The 18,629-nt window shown below is 71.1% G+C and carries 17 protein-coding genes and 1 pseudogene; 7 read left to right on the top strand and 11 right to left on the bottom strand.

The features are described 5' to 3' along the window. Positions 1-29 precede the first annotated feature (29 nt). Complete coding sequence (locus tag CLV43_RS37430) at positions 30-1,178, top strand: VanZ family protein (protein ID WP_170156186.1); 1,149 nt, start codon at positions 30-32, stop codon at positions 1,176-1,178. A gap of 521 nt (positions 1,179-1,699) precedes the next feature. Here CLV43_RS37430 and CLV43_RS37425 read toward each other — a convergent pair. After that, on the bottom strand, positions 1,700-1,978 hold the full coding sequence (locus CLV43_RS37425) for a hypothetical protein (protein ID WP_106193613.1): 279 nt from the start codon (positions 1,976-1,978) through the stop codon (positions 1,700-1,702). 795 nt (positions 1,979-2,773) lie between these two features. On the opposite strand from CLV43_RS37425, the gene CLV43_RS37420 reads away from it, so the two are divergent. Both CLV43_RS37420 and CLV43_RS37415 read left to right on the top strand, forming a co-directional pair. Then, on the top strand, positions 2,774-3,952 hold the full coding sequence (locus CLV43_RS37420; protein ID WP_342749845.1) for a GntR family transcriptional regulator: 1,179 nt from the start codon (positions 2,774-2,776) through the stop codon (positions 3,950-3,952). A gap of 499 nt (positions 3,953-4,451) precedes the next feature. Then, complete coding sequence (locus CLV43_RS37415; protein WP_106193611.1) at positions 4,452-4,832, top strand: sigma factor; 381 nt, start codon at positions 4,452-4,454, stop codon at positions 4,830-4,832. Between the two features lie 90 nt (positions 4,833-4,922). On the opposite strand, the gene CLV43_RS37410 is transcribed toward CLV43_RS37415, so the two are convergent. Genes CLV43_RS37410 through CLV43_RS37400 form a run of 3 tightly spaced genes read right to left on the bottom strand, consistent with a single transcriptional unit; the run spans position 4,923 to position 8,285 of the window. Next, a complete protein-coding gene (locus CLV43_RS37410) occupies positions 4,923-5,876 on the bottom strand; it encodes a sporulation protein (protein WP_106193610.1) in 954 nt (317 codons plus the stop codon). A 34-nt stretch (positions 5,877-5,910) separates the two neighbouring features. After that, entirely contained in the window at positions 5,911-6,954 is a 1,044-nt protein-coding gene (locus CLV43_RS37405) for a hemolysin family protein (RefSeq protein WP_211304747.1), read from the bottom strand. Continuing rightward, positions 6,951-8,285 carry a hemolysin family protein gene (locus CLV43_RS37400; protein ID WP_106193608.1) on the bottom strand — a complete coding sequence of 445 codons (1,335 nt, stop codon included), beginning with the start codon at positions 8,283-8,285 and terminating at the stop codon, positions 6,951-6,953. The genes CLV43_RS37405 and CLV43_RS37400 overlap by 4 nt, the downstream gene beginning before the upstream one ends. A gap of 84 nt (positions 8,286-8,369) precedes the next feature. Here CLV43_RS37400 and CLV43_RS37395 point away from each other — a divergent pair, with 84 nt between their 5' ends. Beyond that, entirely contained in the window at positions 8,370-8,768 is a 399-nt protein-coding gene (locus tag CLV43_RS37395) for a MerR family transcriptional regulator (protein WP_106193607.1), read from the top strand. Positions 8,769-8,787: 19 nt separating this feature from the next. On the opposite strand, the gene CLV43_RS37390 is transcribed toward CLV43_RS37395, so the two are convergent. Beyond that, positions 8,788-9,624: a class I SAM-dependent methyltransferase gene (locus CLV43_RS37390; protein WP_211304746.1), complete on the bottom strand. Its 837-nt coding sequence runs from the start codon at positions 9,622-9,624 to the stop codon at positions 8,788-8,790. Positions 9,625-9,749: 125 nt separating this feature from the next. Further along, a complete protein-coding gene (locus CLV43_RS37385) occupies positions 9,750-11,255 on the bottom strand; it encodes an MFS transporter (protein ID WP_106193605.1) in 1,506 nt (501 codons plus the stop codon). 102 nt (positions 11,256-11,357) lie between these two features. On the opposite strand from CLV43_RS37385, the gene CLV43_RS37380 reads away from it, so the two are divergent. Then, the gene (locus tag CLV43_RS37380) at positions 11,358-12,029 is read left to right on the top strand and encodes a TetR/AcrR family transcriptional regulator (protein WP_106193603.1); all 672 of its coding nucleotides are present in this window, start codon (positions 11,358-11,360) and stop codon (positions 12,027-12,029) included. An 84-nt stretch (positions 12,030-12,113) separates the two neighbouring features. Beyond that, the gene (gene atpB / locus CLV43_RS37375) at positions 12,114-12,887 is read left to right on the top strand and encodes a F0F1 ATP synthase subunit A (RefSeq protein WP_106193602.1); all 774 of its coding nucleotides are present in this window, start codon (positions 12,114-12,116) and stop codon (positions 12,885-12,887) included. Here atpB and CLV43_RS37370 read toward each other — a convergent pair. Continuing rightward, a complete protein-coding gene (locus CLV43_RS37370) occupies positions 12,884-13,450 on the bottom strand; it encodes a dienelactone hydrolase family protein (RefSeq protein WP_106193985.1) in 567 nt (188 codons plus the stop codon). The genes atpB and CLV43_RS37370 overlap by 4 nt on opposite strands. Positions 13,451-13,617: 167 nt before the next feature. Between CLV43_RS37370 and CLV43_RS37365 the strand changes: the two genes are divergently transcribed. Then, positions 13,618-14,181: a TetR/AcrR family transcriptional regulator gene (locus tag CLV43_RS37365; RefSeq protein WP_106193600.1), complete on the top strand. Its 564-nt coding sequence runs from the start codon at positions 13,618-13,620 to the stop codon at positions 14,179-14,181. Here the strand turns inward: CLV43_RS37365 and CLV43_RS37360 are convergent, their stop codons facing one another. The 4 genes and pseudogenes from CLV43_RS37360 to CLV43_RS37345 all read right to left on the bottom strand — a co-directional run bounded on the left by CLV43_RS37360 (position 14,182) and on the right by CLV43_RS37345 (position 18,542). Next, positions 14,182-15,189: an alcohol dehydrogenase catalytic domain-containing protein gene (locus CLV43_RS37360; protein ID WP_106193598.1), complete on the bottom strand. Its 1,008-nt coding sequence runs from the start codon at positions 15,187-15,189 to the stop codon at positions 14,182-14,184. Between the two features lie 94 nt (positions 15,190-15,283). Then, complete coding sequence (locus CLV43_RS37355) at positions 15,284-16,414, bottom strand: hypothetical protein (RefSeq protein ID WP_146175058.1); 1,131 nt, start codon at positions 16,412-16,414, stop codon at positions 15,284-15,286. A 27-nt stretch (positions 16,415-16,441) separates the two neighbouring features. Continuing rightward, positions 16,442-17,302, bottom strand: a pseudogene (locus tag CLV43_RS37350) (NAD(P)-dependent oxidoreductase); the annotation flags it as partial. Positions 17,303-17,336: 34 nt separating this feature from the next. After that, complete coding sequence (locus CLV43_RS37345) at positions 17,337-18,542, bottom strand: MFS transporter (RefSeq protein ID WP_106193593.1); 1,206 nt, start codon at positions 18,540-18,542, stop codon at positions 17,337-17,339. Between the last annotated feature and the right edge of the window lie 87 nt (positions 18,543-18,629).

The raw sequence follows: 18,629 nt of genomic DNA, 5'->3' as shown, positions 1-18,629 counted from the left end.
CGCGGGACAACCCTGTGGAACGGATGGACATGCTGAGTTCGTACCTGGAGAACATCCGCACGGGCTTCCTGGCCTTCGTGGGTGTCGGCGCGCTGATCCTGCTCCCCCTGGTGGCGCTGCACTACTACCGCTTCGGCCGCATCGAGCCGCGCCGCGCGCTGGTGCTGTACGGGTTGCTCGCCTACGGCCTGGTCGCGCTCGCCCTGATCTTCCTGCCGTTCCCGAACCGCGCGAACCTGTGCAACGGCGACCAGATGCTCTCCACCGTCCCGTTCCAGTGGGTGACCGACATGCGCGCCAACATGTCCGCCTACGGCAGGTCCGGCATCGTCGCGATGGCCACGTCGACCGCGTTCGTCCAGCAGGCCTTCAACGCCGCGCTGTTCGTCCCGCTGGGCGTCGTGCTGCACAAGGCGTACGGCAAGGGCGTGCTGGCCACGGTGTTCATCGGGCTCGGCATCTCGCTGATCGTGGAGGTCGTGCAGTACACCGGGAACTTCGGCATCTACCCGTGCCCGTACCGCATCTCCGACGTCGACGACCTGATCTCGAACACGTCCGGCTCCCTGATCGGGTGGATGGTCGCACCGGTCGCGATCGTGGTACCCGCGCTGCCCGAGGCGGAGGAGGCGGTGGCCCGGCCGGGGACGGTGAGCGTGCCGCGCAAGGCGCTGGCGCTGGTGGCCGACGCGCTGGTGTTCCTGGTGGTGGCACGGCTGCTGGTCCCGGACAACGCGTGGCTGCAGGTCGCGCTGGCCGTGGTGATGAGGGTCGTGCTGCCCGTTGCGACGGGTGGGTGGACGGTGGGCAGCTGGTTGATGCGGTACCGGGTGCGGCGGTTGGACGGGGGCCGGGCGGATCCGTTGCGGGTTCTCGTCCGCGAGGCGTTGGGGGTCACCGGGTTGGTGGCCTACGCGGTGCTGCTGTCGCCGAGGTTGAGCAGTTGGACGGGGTTCGGGGTGGACCTGCTGGCGGTGGCGTTGGTGTTCCTGGGGGTGTTCGCGGTGCCGGCGTTTCGGCGGGACCAGTTGGGGTGGCATGAGCGGGTGGCGGGGACCCGTGGGGTGTTGGGGCGTGGGGATCTTGGGCGTGGGGGTTCGGGAGTTCGGGTGGGTGGGGTTCGGGAGAGGGTTCGGGAGAGGGTTCGGGAGAGGCGGGTGGCTGGGAGGCGGTCTTGAGGGGTGCTTTCTGTGGGGTTTGGTTCGTGGTGCTGGTCCCGTGGAGCCCGGTTCCGGCTGTCCTGCCGCTGGTGTAGCGCGGCGCGTGCCCACTTGTGCGTGTTCCGGCCCTCGTGAGAGTTCTGGGGTGCCCACCCTCTGGCGAAGCCCGGCCCCCGGCGCGCGATTGTCTCAATGCCTTGCCCTGTCTTGTCAAGATGATAAAGCCATCTTGACAAGACAGGGCAAGGCAGGAGGGCGCTGTGTATCGGGGGCGGGAGGGGATCTGGCTTCGCCAGACATCGAGCTGCGCTCGACAGGGCATCGGGCTGCGCCCGACAAGGCATCCTCGGCTTCGCCCTTGGACAAGGCATCCGCGCTTCGCGGCGGACCAGGCATCGGCTGGCGCCGACAAGGCCCCAGGCGCTCCGCGCCGGATGCGCGCTGGCGGGCTGCGCCCAACGGGGTGGGGTGGGTGGGGTGGGGTGGCGCTTGCTCGGGTTCGCCGTCGGACTGTCGGACGGGCTGGGGGTGCTGGTGGGTTAGGCGATCCAGCTTTTGAAGTGGTTGCCGGGGCCGGAGCCGAACCAGCCGAAAGGGTCTGGGCGGGTGGGGTTGGTGGGGGTGGTGGGGGGTTTTAGTTCTGTGACCTCGTCTGGCGGGTTTGCCATGTCGGCGGTTAGCCACTGGGCGATGGAGGCGCGGATGTGGTTGAGCCTGGTGCGTTCGGCGCGGAGGCGGAGTAGGTGGCGGGTGGTGAAGAAGAGGGTGGTTGCCGTCAGGAGGCCTGCGAGGATGAGCAGGATGGTTCCCGGTGTCATGCGGTGCCACCTCCCGCTCGGCTGTCGACGGAAAATGCGCGTGCCTGTGTTCCCTCTGCGTGATCGCGTGCACACTGTCCGGTGATCGGTATTCCTCCTGCCTGGTCATTGTGATCCATCCCACCGGCTTTGACAAAGAACCATAAGCCCCTTGACCCGGACGTGCCCGGTGAGCGTTTGGCGCAAAGACCGGCTGTTGGCCACAGGTACAGCCCGGCAACCGGCAGAAGTGCACGCAGGTCGCGGCTAAACGCGGTGGGAATGTGGGGGATTCCGACTAGACAACTTGTTGCCAAGTCAATCTTGGGAAACTCCGGTATCAGGTGGTTTCGCATTACCGGTGAGGAACCCGTGACTTTGTTCCACATTCACCGGAATCCAGGACATCGGGGCAGGTCATCGTGTCCATCGGGGCAGGGGGTTTGCACGATATTCACTTCGCACCTAATGTGGCGGTGGGTCCGGGATCGAGGTGGGCGTCAGTCGACTCGTGCGGATCCACCCCTATTACTCGATGAAGGCTTCGTCCCCGCGTATTCGCATGTGGATTTCCGCGCGGGGGCGTCGGTGCACGCGGTGGCAGGGACCGACGTGCACCCCCACCGGTCGGGGGGTTGGCAGGTAGTGGTTGGGCCTGCCGACCCCTTGGTCGGGCAATGGGCGTTGGCGCAGGTCAGGGTCCATCGCACGTCGAATCACGCGGGATTTCGTCCACCCTGAAGGACCTACGGGACACGAACGATGTCTTGACCGCATCCGACCTGTTCGGCCACGTCAGGGAGATGGTTGGCTCAAATGCTCAACCCCACCGGAGAACGCACGACGAAGGTCGTCGAGGAGAGCCGGGAAGACGTCGGCGAAATCCTCGGCCTGGTTACCAGCACGTCCATGCGGACAACACCGACGTGGACGTGGTGGACGGAAGACGACGACCAGGTTCTGGTCATGCGGATGCCCCACCCGGTCGGCACCGTCGTCGCGCAGCGCACGGTCCGGGAATACGGACACACGGTCCGGGTCGAGCTCAAGGTGCGGCACAGCGACTCGCCGGTGCGCCCGGAGACCCGCGGCGCGATGGTGATGTCGACGCTGCGCACCAGGCTGCACCGGCCGGTCGGCGGGCGTGAGCTGGTCGTGTTCGCGAACGCGATTCCGCGCCCCGCGGTCCGCATGCTCGACGGATCGCACCAGGTCATCTCGGCCGAGGCGCACGAATACCCGGATGGCCCGCACCGCGCGGCCGACCCGGTTCGGGCTGGTATTCCCGAAGACGGTCGGGTGCCGCGCTACTACCACGCCAAGACCCGTTTGCTGGACCTGATGCAGGAACTGGGGCAAGGTGCCCCCCTACCTCCGGAGCGAGAACTGTCCGCCCAATTCGGCATCGCGCGCATGACACTGCGCCAGGCCATCGGCGAGCTCGTCGTCGAGGGCAAGGTCCGGCGCAAGCAGGGCAGCGGCACCTTCGTCGCACCCCCCAAGCTCGTCCGCCCGCTGGGCGTCCCCAGCCGCGAGACCGGCACCGGCGAACCCAGCCACACCCGCCGCCTCGTCACCGCCGAACAACTCGCGGCCGACGCCGAGCTCGCCCACGACCTCGACCTCGACCCCGGCGACCCGGTCATCCACATCGAACGCCTGATGCTCGTCGACGACGAACCCATGTCCCTGGAGTCCAGCTACCTCTCGGCCAAGCGCTTCCCCGACCTCATCGAGGTCTTCGACGCGGAACTCCCACTGCTCGACTGCCTCCGCGACCGCTACTTCACCATCCCCACCAGCACCGACGAACAGGTCGAAACCGTCCTCGCCTCCCCCCGCGAAGCCCGCCTGCTCGCCACCACCCCCGCCGCCCCCATGCTCCTGCTCCACCGCATAACCCGCGACCCCAACACCAACCCAGTCGAACGCGTCCGCGCCCTCTTCCGCGGCGACCGCTACACCTTCGAAGTCCGCTCGGACACAACCAACTGACAACAGCAACAACAACGACCAAGCTGCACAGCCACGACGACAACAAGCACCAGTCAGCCCAACAACGCTGGAAGCAGCCAGCAAGCGACCAACGACGCTGGAAGCGAGCATGCTCGTCCGCTAGTGCGGTCGGCTTGACTTGGGGTTTTTGGGCTTAGACTTGCGGCGGCGGGCAGGCTCTACCACCTGCCCTTTTTCGCCCGACGAAGCCCAAAAAAGGGGCCCCAAGTCAAGCCGACCGCACCCGGGTCCGCTGCAGCGACACCCCGTAGTCCGTGGAAGCGACACCCCCGAAGACCGCTGTAGCGACACCCCGTAGTTCGCGGCACCGACACTCCGCCTGACCTCGCCGCTGACACCCCCACCACCACGGTCACAAACTAGTCACCAGTTGTCCACTAGGGATGTTCTACCGTCGTAGAACCGTTGCCGCAGCCTGTCTCCAGACGCGTTCACGCACGTCCGGGTACAGCGAACAGCATGACGAAGTGGGGATCCGGTGCTCTTCCGTTCCACGCGCGCCGAAGTGGTCGCAGGCGAGCTGCTGGTGCGCAGGCTCTACCAGGAGCACGGCCGTGCCCTTCTCGCCTACGCCACCAGGCTCACCGGTGATCCGCGCATCGCCGAGGACGTGGCCGAGGAGACCCTCGTCCGCGCTTGGCGCTACTCCGAGGCCATCACCACCGGTGGTGACTGGGTGCGCGGTTGGTTGTTGGACACCGCCGAGAACGTCGTGTGCGAGATGTCGGCCCGGCGTGCCCGCCCCAGGCCCGAACCCGCCCGCCTGCCCACCGCGGTCCGTTCGGCCGTCCGCAGGTTCAAGGTCAACCGGATGAACGCCGTCCGCACCTCCGAGGCCCCGCTGACCACATCGCACTGACCGCCGAAGGTCCGATGTGGACCCAGGCGGAAGCCGTTGCGCCACAAGGCGTGCGGGCACCCCCAAGTCAAGGGGCGCCCGCACGGCGACCTACTCCTCGTCGAACCCGAACGACTCGCCGACCTCGTCGAACACCTCGCCCAGCACCATGCCGCCGACGACACCCGCGGCCACGCCGCCGACGACCGCGCCCATGCCCGGTCCGCGGTGCCCGTGCTGCTCGTACCCGCCGTGGTGGTCGTACCCGCCGTACCCGGCGTGGCCGTGCTGGGCGCCGCGCTCGGCGACCTGCGCCATCCACTGGCTGACGATCGCGGACCAGTCGGCGCCCTGCGCCTCGTGGTGCGACAGCGCGAAGTGGCCGAACGCGTCACCGCCCGAGCTGAACATCCCGCCGCGCTTGTCGGCCTCCAGCACCACGTACAGCTCGTGCGGGTTGGCGACGAACGTCAGCTCGACCTGGCTGATCCGGCCGCCGAACTGGGCGGGCGGGTAGAACTCGATCTCCTGGTAGAACCCCAGCTCCTGAGGCACGCCGTGCAGGTGGCCCGCCTCGACGTCGGCCTTGCGGAACTGGAAGCCCAGCGCCCCGAAGGCGTCCAGCACGCGGTCCTGCGACGGCAGCGGGTGCACGGAGATCGGGTCGAGGTCGCCCTTGTCCGGCGCGCCCGCGATCACCAGCTCGGTGCGCACGCCGACGGTCATGCCGTGCAGGTGGGTGGAGCCGACCGCGGTGATCGGCGTCTCCCACGGGATCGGGAACTGGAACGGGATCGACAGCGGCTGGCCCGCCGCGACCCGGACGGCCTGCGCGACCACGACGCGGTGGAACTCCGCGGTGGTCGACCCCTCGTGGTCTCCGTGCTCGACCTCGACGCGGGTGACCAGCGACAGCACGACCTGGCCGATCTCCACGTCGTTGCTGCCGCCCTGGACGCGGACCTGTCCCGTGACGACGCCACCGGGTGTGGCGTGCGGGGAGTCCAGCACGGTGTCGACGGACGGTCCGCCGACACCGAACGCGCTCAGCATCCGCTTGAACATCAGGATTTCCTCCGGGGATGGGGAGTACCCGGTGTCAGGGCGACACCGGTCGACTGCGGGGGTCGGTCTCGTCGTCGAACTCGCCGATGAGCTCCTCGAGGAGGTCCTCCAGCGCGGCGATGCCGACCACCCGTTCGTCCGCGCCCACGACGAGCGCGAGCTGCGAGCGGTGCTCGCGCATCGCGGTGACCGCGCGGGCCACCGGCAGGTCGGCGCCCAGTCGCAGCGGGGTGCTCATCAGCTCGCGCGCCACCGGGTCGGTGCCCACGGCCGTGGCGCGCACGACCTCGCGGATGTGCACCAGCCCGGCGTGGACACCGGCGGCGTCGGTCACCGGGAAGCGCGACCGGCCGCAGGTGCGGCTGAGCTGCTCGACCTCGGTGGCGGTGGTGTCCTCGGTGACCGTCAGGACGGCGTCGATCGGCACCATGACCTGGTCCAGCGTGGTCTTCTGCAGCTGGAGCATCCTGGTCAGCAGCTTCTGCTGGCCCTCGGGGATCAGGCCGTGCTCGCCGGACTGGCGGACCAGCATCCGCAGGTCCTCCGGCCGGTGCGCCTGCGCCAGCTCGTCCTGCGGCTCCACCTTCATCAAGCGCAGCAACGCGTTCGTGGCGCCGTTGAGGGTGGTCAGCAGCCAGCGGGTGGCTCGGGCGAACGCGCGGAACGGCACCGCCAGCAGCAGCGCGGACCGCTCGGGGTGGCTGATCGCCCACGACTTCGGGGCCATCTCGCCGACCACCATGTGCAGGAACACCACCAGCACCAGGCTCAGGACGAACGCGATCGCGTGCGAGAGGCCGGTCGGCAGCCCCACCGCGACCAGCAGCGGGTCGAGCAGCTCGGCGACCGCGGGCTCGGCCAGCGCGCCGAGCCCCAGGGTGCACAGCGTGATCCCGAGCTGCGCGCCCGCGAGCATGATCGACAGCTCGCGGATGCCCGCGACCGCCGCGCGGGCCGCGCGCCTGCCCTCGGCGGCGGACTGCTCCAGCCGGTGCCGCTTCGCGGAGATCAGCGCGAACTCACCGGCGACGAAGAAGGCGTTGCCCGCCAACAGCAGCAGCGAGATGAACAGGCTCACGGCGTCTCCTCCACGCGCAGCAGCACCGTGCGCGGCACGTGCCGCTCGACGGCCACCACCCGCAGCACGACCTGCCGCGGCGGCAGGTCCTCCAACGAGGGCGTCTCGATGCTCAGCGGCACCTCGTCACCGACCCGCGCGGTGCGCCCGAGGTGGCGCAGCACCAGCCCGGACACCGTGTCGTACCCCTCGTGCTCGGGCAGCGCGACGCCCGTGAGGTCGGCGATCTCGTCGATCCGCAGCCGACCGGGCAGCATCCACGACCCGTCGTCGCGCCGTTCCGGCACCTCGCCGACCAGGTCGTCCTCGTCGTGGATCTCGCCGACCAGCTCCTCGGCCAGGTCCTCCAGCGAGACCACCCCGGCGAAGCCGCCGAACTCGTCCACCACGATCGCCATCTGCCGGTGCTCGGCCCGCAGCCGTTCCAGCACCCCCGGCAGCGGCAGCGTCGCGGGCACCAGCACGGTCGGCGACACGACCTTCCGCAACGGCGTGGTCGCCCGCTCCTCGGGCGCCAGCGTCAGCACCTCGGCCAGCCCGACGACACCGACCACGTCGTCCAGGTCCTCGCCCATCACCGGGAACCGCGAGTGCCCGGTGTCGAGCAGGTCCACGACCCGCGACACCGGCTCGTCCGCCCGCACGGTGTGCACCCGGACCCGCGGCGTCATCGCCTGCTCGGCGACCAGCCCGCGGAAGTCGATGCCCCGGTCCAGCAGCTGCGACAGCTCGGTGTCCAGGTACCCCTGCTCGCCCGCCTCGCCGATGATGTGCACCAGCTCGTCCCCGGTGGCGCCCTGCGGCAGCTCCTCCACGGGCTCGATGCCGACCAGCTTGAGGAGCCGGTTCGCCGAGGCGTCGAAGAAGCGGATGACCGGCCCGGCGACCTTCAGGTACACCAGCGTCGACCCGGCCAGCGCCAGCGCGAGCGCCTCGGGCTTGGCGATGGCGAGGTTCTTGGGGAGCAGCTCGCCCAGCACCATCTGCACGACGGTCGCGAACACCAGCGCGACGGCGACGGACAGCGACAGCAGCGCCGCCTCCGACCACCCGGTGAACCCGAGCAGCGAGGCCAGCCCGGCGCCCAGCAGCGGCTCGGCGACGTAGCCGACGAGCAGGGCGGTGAGCGTGATCCCCAGCTGCGCGCCGGAGAGCATGAACGACAGCCGCTGGGTCACCCGGTAGGCGCGCTCGGCGGACTTGTCGCCTTCCTCGGCGAGCTGCTGGAGCCGCCCGCGGTCCACGGCCATGTAGGTGAACTCCTGCGCGACGAAGTACCCCGTCGCCGCGGTGAGCAGCACGATGGCCAGCAGACCCAACAAGATCAACATGCAGTACCGAACCGGAAACGCATGCACTCGACACTAGCACGTGACACTGTACGGTTACCGGGACAAGACGGGAAGGAGACCGGGATGAGCGACACCCTCGTCAGGATCGGCGAGCTCGCGGCCCGTGCGGGTGTGAGCATCCGCACCGTCGACTACTACACCGGCCTCGGCCTGCTCAAACCCGCAGGCCGCACGGCGAGCAACTACCGCCTCTACGCCCCCGCCGACGCCGACCGCATCGCCGTCATCCAGCGCCTGGAGACCCAGGGCGTGAGCCTCGACGACATCGCCGCGGCGTTCACCGGCGGCCACGCGGACGTCACCGCCATCCTCACGAGCATCGACGACGACCTCCGCGTCCTCAACGCGGCGCTGGAGACCGCGACCCCGGAGACCCAGGGCCTGCTGGCCGCCATCGCCATCAGGGTGCACTCCCTGGTCTCGATCGCCCTGCAGATCCCCCCGGACCTCCCGCTCGGCTGAGCCCCCTTACACCGCCCCCTCACACCCGTTCCGCCACGAGAACGTACGACGGCAGCGGCGTGTTCCCCCGCTCCCGCGCCAGTCCGCGCAGGACGTCCACCTGGCTGTACACGAAGTCCCGCACCAGCCCCGGAAGCCCCTCGCCGCGCTCCTCCACGATCCGGAAGCACGCGTCGATCTCCCAGTCCGCGTCCTGCATGTCGGAGGTGTCCACACTGGACTCCGCGCTGGGCCCCCAGCCGCTGCGCGCCAGGCTCCGCAGCAGACCCTCGTGCGACGAGGGCGTGCGCACGTTCCCGTCGCCGCGTTCGCTGGTCGCCTCGACCTGGCCCTGCACCAGCACGGCCAGCAGGTGCGGCATCTGGTCCAGCGACCGCGGCCTCAGGTCCCACTCGGCGAAGCAGAGCCGCAGCGCCCACGGCCGGATCCGGCGCAGCACCGCCTCGAAGCCCTCGACGGACTCGAAGTACCAGGAGCAGTGCGACATCACGACGAAGTCGAACGAGTCCGCCGGGAAGTCCAGCGACTCGTCCAGCACGTCCGCCAGGAACCGCGCGTCCACCCGGTCCCCCAGGGGGCTCGCCTTGAGGTGGTCCATCGACTCGCCGATGGACACCGGGCTCCCGTAGGACGGGTCGGCGTTGTCCAGCGCCACCACCCGGCCGGTCGGCCCGACGGCCTCGGCCAGCACGGCGGTCATGTCGCCCTGGCCGCAGCCGATCTCCAGCACCGAGGCGCCCTCGGGGATCGCCCAGGTGTCCACCAGCCCCATCCGGTACCGCGTCTGCGCCCGTTGCGTGTCCGGTGCCCGTGCGGTCAACGCCATGCCCGCGAGGATCGCGTCGAGCCTGTCCACAGGTGCTCCGTTCCGTCGGGGATTCCAGCCCCCGAATACTAGGAGCGACGGCAAACGCTTTCAGCGGCGAAGCCGAAGGCCGTCGCACCGGAGCGCGACGGCCTTCGGAGGACCCCGTCAGGAGATCACATGTGCACGGCGGGCGCGGAGCCCCGCACCGTCTGCACGCCCGAGCGCAGCAGCGCCCCGGACACGACCGCGCCCGCGAGGAAGATGAACGCGGCCCAGGTGAACGCCGTGGTGTAGCTGTCGATCGCGGCCTCCGCCATGAGCAGCGGCGTGGGCTGCTTGCCCGCCAGGAACGACGTCGCGGCGTCGGCGGCGAGCGTGCTCAGCAGCGCCGTGCCGATCGACCCGCCGATCTGCTGCATCGTGTTCACCGTCGCCGAGGCGACACCGGCGTCGTGCGCGTCCACGCCGAGGGTGGCGACGTTCATCGCGGGCGCCATCGCCAGGCCGATGCCCAGGCCCATCACCATCAGCGGGAACAGCACGCCGTCGGCGTAGGTGCTGGTGATCCCGATCTGGCTCATCCAGAACAGGCCGCCCGCGCCGATCACCATGCCGGTCGGGACCAGCGGCCGGGCGCCGATGCGCGGCAGCAGGACGGTGGTCGCCGTGGTGGCGCTCAGCATCAGCGCGCCGACCATCGGGAGGAACGCGAGGCCGCTCTCGATGGGCGTGAACCGCAGGTTCTGCTGGAGGTAGAAGGTGAGGAACAGGAAGATCGCGAACATCCCGATGCCGAGCAGGAACACCGCCGCGTAGGCGCCGCCGCGGTCGCGGTCGAGCACGATGCGCATGGGCAGCAGCGGGTGCGCCGTCGTCATCTGGATGCGGACGAACATGCCGAGCAGCACGACGCCCGCGACCAGGAAGCCCCAGACCGAGACCGACGACCAGTCGTGGCTCTCGGCGTTGGCGAAGCCGTAGACCAGGGCGAACAGACCGGCGGACGCGGTCAGCGTGCCGGGCACGTCGAGCTTCGGCCGGTCGCCGAGCACGGGCTCGTGGCGCAGCAGGAAGTAGGAGCCGACGAACGCGACCACCGCGAAGATGATGTTGACGAACATGCACCAGCGCCAGTCGAGGTACTCGGTGAGCACGCCGCCGAGCAGCAGGCCGACCGCGGCGCCACCACCGGCGATGGCGCCGAAGATGCCGAACGCGCGACCGCGCTCCTTGGGGTCGGTGAACGTCGTGGTGAGCAGCGACAGCGCGGCGGGCGCGAGCAGCGCGCCGAACACGCCCTGCGCGGCGCGGGAGACCAGCAGCATCTCGATGCCGTTGGCGGCACCGCCGATGGCGGAGACCACGGCGAAGCCGGCGAGGCCGACCAGGAACGCGTACTTGCGGCCGAAGATGTCGCCGACCCTGCCGCCGAGCAGCAGCAGGCTGCCGAACGCGAGCGCGTAGGCGGTGACGACCCACTGGCGGGCGTCGTTGCTGAAGCCGAGGTCGGCCTGGGCGGACGGCAGGGCGATGTTCACGATCGTCGCGTCGAGCACGACCATGAGCTGCGCGATGCCGATCATGACCAGGATCAGCCAGCGTCGGGAGTGGTGCGGGTTGTCGCTGTGCGCGGCGACGGACCGTGGAGCCTCCACCGTGGCGGTCGGTGACTCGGGCATGAGCAAGTCCTCACAGGTTTATGTGGAGTCGATGTCTCCGGATACTCGACCAGCGTACACACGAAGTGGAGGAGTTCCCTCAACTTCGCTACCCTGGGGACCATGACACGGGACACAGTCCCCGTCGCAACGGTGCGGCCCCTGCGTCGGGATGCGGAACTCAACCGCCGCAAGATCATCGCTTCCGCGCGGGACGTCTTCAGCGAACGCGGTTTCGGCGCCACCCTCGACGACATCGCCCACCACGCGGGCCTCGGCGTCGGCACCGTCTACCGGCGCTTCCCGAGCAAGGAGCACCTCGTCGAGGCGATGTTCGCCGACCGGCTCGACGAGATCGGGGCGCTGGCCGAGCAGGCCCTCACCGAGGGCGACCCGTGGGACGCGTTCGCGAACCTGCTGCTGCGCACCGCCGCCCTGCACGCCGACGACCGCGGCCTGCGGGAGGTGATGCTGTCCAACAACTTCGGCCGGGAGCGCGTGGCCGAGTCCAAGGCCAGGCTGATCCCGTTGGCGATGAAGGTGGTGCAGCGCGCCAAGGACTCCGGGCAGCTGCGGGCGGACTTCGAGGCCACCGACATCGCGATCATCCACATGATGATCGGATCGGTCATCGAGTACACCCAGGACGTGCGGCCCGAACTGTGGCGCCGCTACCTCGGCGTGCTGCTCGACGGCCTGCGCGCCGACCGGTGCCACGAGGCGGAGCTCCCCCGAAAGGCGCTGGACGTCCAGTCGTTGGAGACCGTCATGTGCACCTGGCAGCCGCACCACTGACGGACGGCCGAACGGGCGCACCCCCGTTCGTTCGAGCCGGTCGGCTACGTTCGCCGGACAGCTTGGACGAAGGGGGTTTCGCCCATGACCACCGTGCTTGCCGACGGGACGTTCGTACCGCCGAGCACCGCCGACTTCTTCCCGCCCGCGATCGTCGCCGGGATCACCAAGCCCATGGTGCTGCTGGTGTTGTCGGTCGTGCTGGTCGCGGCCTTCTTCCTGACCGCCACCCGCCGCCTCGCGATCGTGCCGGGCAGGTTCCAGTTCGCCGCCGAGTCCGTCTACGACTTCGGCCGCGACACCATCGCCAGGGAGCAGATCGGCGGCAAGGACTTCCGCCCGTACGTGCCGCTGATCGTCACGCTGTTCACCTTCATCCTGGTGAACAACATCTTCGGCATCGTGCCGTTCATCCAGTTCCCGACCATGGCGCACACCGGTTTCCCGTTGGCGCTGCTGGTGGTCCTCTACCCGCTGTTCCACGTCGTCGGCATCCGGCGGCACGGGCTGGGCGGCTACCTGAAGAACCAGCTGTTCCCGCCGGGCGTGCCGAAGCCCGTCTACCTGATGCTGACGCCGATCGAGCTGTTCCTGCGGTTCTTCATGGACCCGCTCTCGCTCGCGATCCGGGTGTTCGCGGCGATGTTCGCGGGCCACCTCATCCTGCTGGTGTTCACCCTCGGCGGCGAGTTCCTCCTGCTGGAGGCGGGCGCGGCGCTCAAACCCGTGTCACTGCTGGCTTTCGCGTTCGCGGTCGCGATGACGTTCCTGGAGGCGCTGGTCCAGGTGCTCCAGGCGTACATCTTCGCGCTGCTGACGGCGAACTACATCGGTCGCGCGCTGGCCGCCGACCACTAGTTCCAGAGCCCGGCCAGGAAGTCGAGGCAGCGCCGCCACACGAGCTCGGCGGCCTCCTCGTCGTAGTCGGCGAGGCCGGTGTCGGTGAAGAGGTGGCCGACACCGGGGTAGCGGAACACCTCGGCCCGCGCGCCCGCCGCGGCCTTGACCCACTCGGAGACCTCGCGCGGCGTCGCGTACACGTCCGGGTCGGCCACGTGCATCTGCATCGGCAGGCCCGGCCGCACGTTGCTCGGGACGGCCCCGGTGCCGTGCAGGAACAGGGCTCCGGCGGCGTCCGGCCGTTCGCTGAGCAGGCCGCCCGCGACGCCCGCGCCCATGGAGAACCCGGCGAGCACCGTGTCCGGCGGCAGGTCCCGCACGGCCGCGCGCGCCCGGTCCGCGATCGACGGCCACCCGATCCACTGCGCCAGCTCGAAGCCCTCGTCCAGCGTCGGCGCGATCTCCCCGTCGTACAGGTCGGGGGTCACCACCGCGTGCCCCGCCTCCCGGAACCGGCCCGCGGCCTCCAGCACAGCGGAGCGCAGCCCGTACACGGAGTGGAACAGCACAACGGTCGCCATGGCGCCCATTATCGACTTGATCGCGATCGCCGCGACGACACCCACCACGTTCGCGGCCGCGCGGTGGCACGGGACCGGTCGCCGGGCCTCCCGCAGGGCGGGAACCCGCCTTGACCGGGGCTGAGACGACCGCTCATATTGGACGGACACCGGCGGAGGGGACGTCCATGGGCAGGCCGAGCGTGCGGGACCGGATCGTCGACGCGGCGTCCGAGGAGTTCCACCGGCACGGCTACAACGCGTGCGGCGTGAAGCTGGTCACCGACACCGCGGGCGTGCCGAAGGGGTCGTTCTACAACCACTTCGAGAGCAAGGAGGCTCTCGCGCTCGTCGTGGTGGACCGCTACGGCACCTCCCGCCGCCTGGAGGACCTGGCCGACCGGTCCGTCGAGCCGATCGCCCGGCTGCGCGCGCACTTCGGGTTCCTGGCCGACGACATCGCCCGGTACGACTACGCGCGCGGCTGCGTGTTCGGGAACTTCACGGCGGAGGCCGCCGACCACAGCCCGGCCATCGCCGACGGCGTGCGCACGGCGTTCGCGGTGTGGACGAAGGCCGTGGCGGACCTGCTGCGCGAGGCCGGGGACTCCCTGCGCGGGCAGGACCCGGACGTGCTGGCGCTGTTCGTCGTGAACGCCTGGGAGGGCGCGGTCGTCGGCGCGCGGGCGGCGAAGGACGGGTCGTCCTTCGCCGCCTTCTTCAGCGTGGTCTTCGACTCGGTGCTGAAGTAGCTACTTCACCTCCAGCACGACCCGGAAGCGGGCCTTGCCGGACATCATGTGCGCGAACGCCTCGGGCGCCTGGTCGAGCGGCATCACCTCGACCATCGGGCGCACGCCGCGCCGGGCGCTGAACGCGAGGTTGTCCTCGTTCTCGATCGCGCTCCCGGTGAGGACGCCGGTGATCGTGCGGGCGCCGAAGATCAGCTCGGTGGTCGAGACCTGGATCGGGTCGGCCGCCGCGCCCACGACCGCCAGCACGCCGTGCGGCGCCAGCCCCTTGACCAGCGCGGACATCGAGCCGCCGTGCGCGGCCGTGGCGATGATCGCGGCGGCGCCGCCGAGCGCCCGCAGCGCCTTGCCGGGGTCGCCGTCGGTGCTGTCGACGTAGTGGTCAGCACCGAGGTCGGCGGCCTGGGCGGCCTTGTCCGTGCCGCGGGCGATGGCGACGACCTCGTGGCCGAGCCTGCTGGCGTACTGGAGCGCGAGGTGGCCGAGACCGCCGATGCCCTGCACGGCGACCAGCGACCCGGCCGGGGCACCGGAGGCGCGCAGCGCGTTGTAGACGGTGAGCCCGGCGCACAGCAGCGGCGCGGCCTCGACGGCGGACATCCCCTCCGGCACCCGCACCAGCCCGGACGTCCTGGCGTAGGCGTACTCGGCGTAGCCGCCCTCCACCTGGCCGCCGGTCTGCGGCTGGTCCGAGCAGTTCACGAAGTCGCCGCGGCGGCACCGGTCGCACTCGCCGCAATGTCCGCCGAGGAAGCCGATGCCCACCCGTTCGCCGACCCGCCACGCCGTGACGCCCTCGCCGACCGCGTCGATCACGCCGACGACCTCGTGCCCCGGCACGACCGGGCGTCCGGCGGTGGCACCGCCGATGGAGAAGGCGTCGGTGTGGCAGACACCGCAGGCCTCGACGCGCACCCGGACCTGCCTCGGCGACGGCGGGACCAGCTCCCGCTCGACCAGCGTGAAGTCCTGCGGACCCGTCACTTCGAAGGCGCGGTAGGTGGACATCGTTCTCCTCAACCGGTCAGGACTCGTTCGACGGCTCAATATGACCGGTCGTCTTGGAGCATGTCAACTGCCGCGGAGGCGACCCGCAGGACCGTCAGCGCAGCGCCGCCGCGTCCACCCGCCACAACGTCCGCGAGCTGTCGTCCGCCCCGGCGACCAGGTACACCACGTCGCCGACCCGGACCACGGCGGTGACCGCGCCGCTCGGCCCGGACACGTCGCGGACCGTCCACCCGGCACCGTCGGCCTGCGCGACCTGCACCCGCCCGCCGTCGGCGACGAACTGGGTCAGCCGCCCGTCCACGTCGACCGGCGCGGCCAGCCGGTCCCGGTCCCCCACCGCGATCGGCGGGGCCCCGGACAGCCGGGTGGCCGCCCCGTCGGTCACCTTCCACACGGCCAGCTTCCCGTCCACCCAGCCGGACGCGCCGCACGCGCCGTCCCAGCAGCGCACCGCGACCGCCGCGCCGGTGGTCCCGGCGTCGGGCAGCGCCGCGGCCGTCCACCCGGTGTTGCCGGACGTCGAACGCCACACCGCGGGCTCCTGCTTCCCACCCGCGAGCCGCCACCCCGCCACCAGCACGCCGGGACCGGTCGTGGTCGCGGCGAGCGGGAACCCCAGCGACTCCGGGGTGTTCTCCAGCGCCGTGCCCGCGGAGCTCTGCCGCACCCACGTGTCGCCGTCGGCGGTCCACACGGCGACGTCCGAGCCGACCTTGAGGCTCTGCCACGTGCCGACGAGCAGCGGGCCCGCGGGCGTCCACACGGCGTCGTTCAGCTCGCCCGCGCCCCACCCGCCGAACACCGAGAACCCTTGCAGCTTCTCGGAAACGCCCGCCGTCGTCCCGGTCCACGCGCTCCACCGCACGTTGCCGTGCGCGCCCCCGCGTTCCCCGCCGATCGCCAGCACGCGGTCGCCGTCCACGGCAAGGGAGTACCAGGTGGCGAGCATCCCGTAGGGCGTGGCGGCGGTGAGCGGGACGTCGGTGAACGCCCCGTCGGCACCGCGCCGCAGCAACGCGGGCACGACGGACTGGCCGTCGCGCCGGACGCCGACCAGCAGCGCGTCCCCGGCCGCCGCCAGCACCACGGGCACCGAGCCCGCGGGCAGCTCGACCTTGGTGAGCACGACCGGGGCGGGCCCGGCCGACCCGGTGCCGCCGGGCGCGGCCGTGCACCCGGCGACCAGCACCGCCACCACCACCGCAAGCACACGTCCGCGCATGTCGGCCAGTATCCAACGGTCCGGCGCTCAGGTCGCGCGGTTGGACCGGACCGCCCGGAACAGCACGCCGAGGTCCTCCTCGCCGAAGCCCGCGTCGACCGCGGCGTCGAGGTGCGCGAGCGCCGCCCGCGTCCCGGCCAGGTCCACGTCGGCACCGCCCGCCTCGATCACCAGCCGGGCGTCCTTGGCCGCGAGGTAGGCGGGGAAGCTGGGCGGGAAGCGGTCCTCGATCATGGCCGTGCCCTTGACCCGCGCGTAGGGCGCGTCCATCGAGCCGCCCTTGATCGCCTCCAGGAACAGCGCCGGGTCCAGGCCCAGACTTCCCGTCAGGGCAACGCTTTCCGCCAGCGCGTTGGTCAGCGACAGCACCCACGCGTTGGCGGCGAGCTTGAGCCTGCTGCCCGCGCCCGCCTCCCCGACCCACACCGTCCGCGACCCGACGGCGTCGAACACCGGCGCCACCCGCTCGCAGGCGTCGTCCGGGCCGGACGCCAGCACCACGAGCGCGCCCGCCTCCGCGGGCTGCCTGGTGCCCAGCACCGGCGCGTCCACGTAGACCGCGCCCGCCTTCTCCGCGACCCGCGCCAGCGCCGCCGACCACTCGACGCCGACGGTGCTCATCTGCACCCACACCTGGCCGTTCGCCAGGTCGGCGGCCGCCACCGCCTCGTCGACCGCGGGCCCGTCGGCGAGCATCGTGACCACGACGTCCGCCCCGGCGACGGCCTCGCGGGCGGTGTCGACGACCTCGACACCGCGCTCACCCAACGGCTCCGCCCTGGCCCGCGTCCGGTTCCACGCCCGCACGTCCAGCCCGGCTGCCGCGATGTTCGCCGCCATCGGCAGACCCATGATCCCGGTGCCCAGAAAACCGATCCTCGTCATGCCCCGATCCTGCCCCCGCCGCGGACCGGGCGCGCCCTCAGCCGTGCCGCAGCCCGCGCACGGACGCGCTCGCCAACGGCAGCAGCACCAGCACCGAGAACACCACCCCGCCGACCAGGGCCACCCGCGTGTCCCCGAACACCAGGGCCAGCGGCACCACGCCGAGCTGGCCGATCGGGATGGCCACGTACGAGCCGAAGTCGTCGTAGGAGGTGATCCTGGACAACAGGTGCGCGGGCACGTGCTCCTGCAGCGAGGTCTCCCAGGCGATCCCGAACAGGCCGGACCCCAGCCCGGCGGCGAACGCGGCCCCGGCCAGCCACGGCACGCCCGCGCCGAGACCGAGCACCACCATCGGCAGCCCGCCCACCACGATCGCGAGCTGCCCGGCGAGCATCAGCCTGGGCAGCACGAGCCGGTACATGGCCGCGGCCATCACCAGCACCCCCAGCGCCTCCACGCCGAGCACCAGCCCCCAGGACGACTGCCCGACCGTCCGCAGCGCGATGGTCGGCCCGAGCACGGCCCACACCCCGACGGCGACCATGTTCGCCAGCGAGAACACCGCGACGATCGACCACACCCACGTGGTGGCGCGGAACTCCTGCCACCCGTCCCGCATGTCCCGCAGCAGGCTCTGGCCCCGCGCCACCTTCGCGGGCAGGTCCAGCCGCGCCATGCACAGCCCGGCGAGCACGAAGCTCAGCGCGTCCACCGCGATCGCCCACCCACCGCCCGCGGCCACGACCAGCAGCCCGGCCACCGGGGGCCCGAGGATGCGGGCGCCGTAGCGCACCGCGCTGAGCAGCGAGTTGGCCCGCTGCACCTCGTCGAGCCCGACCAGCTCCGGCAGGACACCGCGCAGCGCGGGCGTGGTGAACGCGGTCAGCGTGCCGTTCAGGAACTCCAGCACGACGACCAGCCGCAGGTCGTAGGCACCGGCCAGCAGCACGACGGCGACCGCGCCCTGGGTGACCCCGGCGCCGAGGTTGGACAGCGTGAGCAGCCGCCCCTTGGAGAACCGGTCCGCGACCGACCCGCCCACCAGCACGAACAGGACCAGCGGCACCGTGGCCGCGGCCAGCACGACCGCCAGGTCGCCCGCCCGGCCCGACGCCTGGAGCACCGCGAACGCCAGCGCGACCGACGTCATCGACCCGCCGAGCAGCGACACCGACCGCCCGAGGAAGAACCACCGGAACGCGGGCCGCCGCAACGGGTTCCCGGCCTGCGTAGTGGGCACGTGGTCATCCTGCCCGCGGGCACCCCGGCAGGCACCCGGTTTTCCGACGCCACCGCGGACCGGGCGACCACCCCGTGGTCGCACTAG

Source organism: Umezawaea tangerina (assembly GCF_003002815.1).
Classification (GTDB): Bacteria; Actinomycetota; Actinomycetes; order Mycobacteriales; family Pseudonocardiaceae; genus Umezawaea; species Umezawaea tangerina.
Note: the sequence above shows the minus strand (reverse complement) of the source record. Positions and strands in the feature narration are given on the sequence as shown.

Coding starts and splice junctions, on each gene's coding strand:
- CLV43_RS37430 (WP_170156186.1), top strand. CDS start 30: ATGCTGAGTTCGTACCTGGAGAACATCCGCACGGGCTTCCTGGCCTTC.
- CLV43_RS37425 (WP_106193613.1), bottom strand. CDS start 1,978: ATGACACCGGGAACCATCCTGCTCATCCTCGCAGGCCTCCTGACGGCA.
- CLV43_RS37420 (WP_342749845.1), top strand. CDS start 2,774: ATGCTCAACCCCACCGGAGAACGCACGACGAAGGTCGTCGAGGAGAGC.
- CLV43_RS37410 (WP_106193610.1), bottom strand. CDS start 5,876: ATGTTCAAGCGGATGCTGAGCGCGTTCGGTGTCGGCGGACCGTCCGTC.
- CLV43_RS37400 (WP_106193608.1), bottom strand. CDS start 8,285: ATGTTGATCTTGTTGGGTCTGCTGGCCATCGTGCTGCTCACCGCGGCG.
- CLV43_RS37395 (WP_106193607.1), top strand. CDS start 8,370: ATGAGCGACACCCTCGTCAGGATCGGCGAGCTCGCGGCCCGTGCGGGT.
- CLV43_RS37385 (WP_106193605.1), bottom strand. CDS start 11,255: ATGCCCGAGTCACCGACCGCCACGGTGGAGGCTCCACGGTCCGTCGCC.
- CLV43_RS37380 (WP_106193603.1), top strand. CDS start 11,358: ATGACACGGGACACAGTCCCCGTCGCAACGGTGCGGCCCCTGCGTCGG.
- atpB (WP_106193602.1), top strand. CDS start 12,114: ATGACCACCGTGCTTGCCGACGGGACGTTCGTACCGCCGAGCACCGCC.
- CLV43_RS37370 (WP_106193985.1), bottom strand. CDS start 13,450: ATGGCGACCGTTGTGCTGTTCCACTCCGTGTACGGGCTGCGCTCCGCT.
- CLV43_RS37365 (WP_106193600.1), top strand. CDS start 13,618: ATGGGCAGGCCGAGCGTGCGGGACCGGATCGTCGACGCGGCGTCCGAG.
- CLV43_RS37360 (WP_106193598.1), bottom strand. CDS start 15,189: ATGTCCACCTACCGCGCCTTCGAAGTGACGGGTCCGCAGGACTTCACG.
- CLV43_RS37355 (WP_146175058.1), bottom strand. CDS start 16,414: ATGCGCGGACGTGTGCTTGCGGTGGTGGTGGCGGTGCTGGTCGCCGGG.